Consider the following 3,639-nt stretch of genomic DNA (forward strand, 5'->3'; position numbering starts at 1 on the left):
AGGAACGCCATCCTCAACGCTGGTCTGCGCAACTGAGGAACTGGCACCTGGCAGACGCCGTGTATCTCAACCCGGAACGCGAACAAGTGGGAATGAAAAAACTCGCGGCATAAGTTCACGCGAGGCGACAACTACCTTGACACACGCCGCGAAGCAAAAGAAAAGTGAGTTGCCGCCGGGCAACCCCCGGCCAGCAAGCCTCAGCAAAAGGCACAGGCGCGCAAGCCGGCGCAAGACCCGGCTCAAGCCGCCGCCGCTGCCTTCTGAATTTCTTCCTTGTGCCCAGCCAGCTGATTCAAATGTCTCCCTTGCCGCTCGGCGCCTTGCCGGCCGGCCCGCAGCGGCGACGCCATGCGCACGGCGCCCAAGGCTTCGGCCAGGCACGCCGGCCGGCCGCGCGCGCCACTGGCCAGGTAATCGGCGAGCAAGGCATTGCGCACCTCTTCCACATCCAGCCCCCGCACCTCCGTGAGATGCTCAAACAGCAAATCCACCAGTTTCTCCAGCGCAAACTCATGCGTCTTGCCGGTGGTCAACCACAGCCAGTCGCTGAATTGCAGAAAGTTGCCAAAGGCCGAGCCGGGCGCCAGCAGCAATTCGAGCCCCTGCGCGAAGCGGCCTGAATTCGCGACCATTTCCCAGTAGCGCGCAAAGCGGTTGATGCGCTGCATGGTGACGAAGTCGATCATGGAGTTCTGCAAAATCGTGTACGGCGTTTGCGGGTCGTAGGCCATCGCGAATTCCGCCGTGTGCCGCGTGATGGGCGTGCCGCGCAGTCGTTTCAAAATGCCGAACTGGATTTCATGCGGCGCCAGTTCATGCAGGCGGTCAAAGCCTTGCGCAAAACTCTCCAGGGTCTCGCCGGGCAGGCCGAAGATCAGGTCGGCGTGCACATGGGCCTGGCTCTCATTGACGAGCCAGCGCAGGTTGTCGGCGGTTTTGGCGTTGTCCTGCTTGCGCGAGATGCGCTGCTGCACGTCAACGTTAAAACTCTGGATGCCGACCTCAAACTGCAGCGAACCCGCCGGAAACTGCGCGATCAAGGCCTTCAGGCGCTCGGGCAGGCTGTCGGGCACGACTTCAAAGTGAACGAACAGATCGGGCGCCATCCTGTCGAGGAAGAACTGCAGGATGCGCACCGAGTTCTCGACCTTGAGATTGAAGGTGCGGTCGACGAACTTGAAGTTGCGCGCGCCGCGCTGGTACAGCATGTCCATCTCCGCCATGAAGATGTCAAGGTCAAAAGCCCAGGCGGTCTTGTCGAGCGAGCTCAGGCAGAACTCGCACTTGAAGGGGCAGCCGCGCGAGGCTTCGACGTAGAGCAGGCGCTTGGCCAGGTCTTCGCCGGTGTAGTCGGCATAAGGCAGGGCCAACGCCTCCAGCGGCGGCTGTTCGCCGGCAATCACTTTCATGAGCGGCTGGGGGCCGTCGAGCAGCGCGCGGCACAGCTTGGGAAAGCTCACGTCGCCCCAGCCGGTGACGACATGGTCGGCGAGGCGGCAGATTTCCTGCTCGCCGGTCTCGTAGCTGACCTCGGGTCCGCCCAGCACGACCTTGATGCCGGGCCGCAAGGCCTTGAGCAGGCGCACCACCTGGGTTGTTTCGACCACATTCCATATATAGATGCCCAGGCCTATGACCTCGGGCTGGAGCGCCAGCAACTCCTCGACGATCTGCGTGGGCCGCTGCTGGATCACGAATTCGCGCAGCTGCGTGGCCTCGCGCAGACCGGGCCCGCCGTGCCTGTCCATATTGGCCAGCAGGTAACGCAGGCCCAGCGAGGCGTGGATGTACTTCGCGTTGAGGGTGGCGAGGACAATACGGGGCATGACCCTATTATCGGAGTTGGCTCCGGAATGGGCTGTAATCATGTGGCCGGCGCGCAGACCCGGAGCCAGCCACCCCAGGAACTAATGCCCCTACCGCCTGCTCACACCCGCACCATGCATTTCAAGCGCATCCTGCCCGCCTTCCTGTCTGCTGCATTTTTCATAGCAGCTGGCGCAATTCCCATGGCGGCCGGCGCCCAGAATACGCCTTTCAACCTGCCCGGCAAAAGCAGCCGCGGCGCGGCGGCCGGCGTGGTCACCACCGACCAGGTGCGGGCCGAGCTGCTGGCCTGGGCGCCCGAGGGTGTGGAGCCCGGCAAGCCGGTCTGGGTGGGCCTGGCGCTCACGCACCAGCCCGAGTGGCACACCTACTGGAAGAATTCGGGCGATTCGGGCCTGCCCACGCAACTGGACTGGCAGCTGCCCGCCGGCATCAGCGCGGGTGAAATCGCCTGGCCGACGCCGAAAAAAATCCCCATCGGCACGCTGGCCAATTACGGCTACGAAAAAACCGTGCTGTTGCCGGTGCCGCTGACGGTGGCGCCGGGCTTTTCCGGCAAGCAGCTTGACGTGCAACTCAAGGCCTCCTGGCTGGTGTGCCGCAAGGAATGCATTCCGCAGGAGGGCGACTTTGCGCTGAGCATTCCGGTGCGCAGCTCGACAGCCGCCAGCGGCCAGCTGTTCCAGGACACCTTCGCCGCCACACCCCAGGCGCTGCCGCCCGGCGCCAGCCAGGTGGAAGCGGGCGCCAAAGCCATCAAGGTGTCGCTGGCCGGCCTGCCTGCCGCGCTGCAGGGCAAAACCCTGGCCTTCTTCCCCGAAACCGGCGGCGTGATCGAACCCGCCGCGCCCTGGCAACAGGCCTGGCAAGGCGCGCTGTGGACGGCCGAAGTGCCCTTGTCCGGCCAGCGCAGCGAAAGCCCGGCCAGCATGCCGCTGGTGGTGGCCCTGGAGAACGTGGCCTACCGTATCGACGCGCCGGTCAAAGGCGCCTGGCCCGCCGCAGCGGCCGCCGCCGTGGTGCCGCCCGCGCTCGAAGCGGCCTTGCGTGCCAATGCCTCGGCCGGTGCCGCGCCTGTGCAGAGCAGCGCGGCGCCCGTGGGCCTGATCGCCGCCTTGCTGGGCGCGCTGCTCGGCGGGCTGGTGCTCAACCTCATGCCCTGCGTGTTCCCGGTGCTGGCGATCAAGGTGGTGGGCTTTGTGCAGGTAAAAGACCAGGCCACCCGCCTGACTGCGGGGCTGGCCTATAGCGTGGGCGTGGTGCTGTCCTTCCTGGCACTGGGCGCGCTGCTGCTGGGCCTGCGCGCCGCGGGCGAGCAGCTGGGCTGGGGCTTTCAGTTGCAGAACCCGGCCGTGGTCGCGCTGCTGGCGGCCCTGTTCACATTGCTGGGCCTGAACCTGGCGGGTTTGTTTGAATTCAGCAACCTGCTGCCGGGCCGGCTCGCGGGCTGGCAGGCGAAGAACCCGACGGTCAACGCCTTTTTGTCAGGCGTGCTGGCCACGGCGATTGCTTCGCCCTGCACCGCGCCTTTCATGGGCGCATCGCTGGGGTATGCCGTGGGGCTGCCGGCGCTGGAAGCCCTCGCGATTTTCGCGGCGCTGGGCGTGGGCATGGCCCTGCCTTACCTGGCGGCCAGCGCCATTCCCGCCGTGGCGCGCGCCCTGCCGCGCCCCGGCCCCTGGATGGTGACCTTCAAGCAGCTGATGGCTTTTCCGATGTTCGCGACCGTGGCCTGGCTGGTCTGGGTACTGGGCCAGCAAAGCGGGGTGGACGGTGCGGGCGCACTGCTGGCCCTGCTGGTGCTGATGG

2 protein-coding genes are annotated in these 3,639 nt (G+C 65.9%); one reads left to right on the top strand and one right to left on the bottom strand.

Annotated features, from left to right (window positions below):
- Window positions 1-242: 242 nt before the first annotated feature.
- Window positions 243-1,829: a B12-binding domain-containing radical SAM protein gene (locus ACLV74_RS25115; RefSeq protein ID WP_411882142.1), complete on the bottom strand. Its 1,587-nt coding sequence runs from the start codon at window positions 1,827-1,829 to the stop codon at window positions 243-245.
- A gap of 114 nt (window positions 1,830-1,943) precedes the next feature.
- Here ACLV74_RS25115 and ACLV74_RS25120 point away from each other — a divergent pair.
- On the top strand, window positions 1,944-3,639 hold a 1,696-nt coding region (locus tag ACLV74_RS25120), incomplete at its 3' end, for a protein-disulfide reductase DsbD family protein (RefSeq protein WP_411882143.1).

Origin of the sequence: Polaromonas sp. YR568 (assembly GCF_943369415.1) — a bacterium.
Taxonomy (GTDB): domain Bacteria; phylum Pseudomonadota; class Gammaproteobacteria; order Burkholderiales; family Burkholderiaceae_C; genus Polaromonas.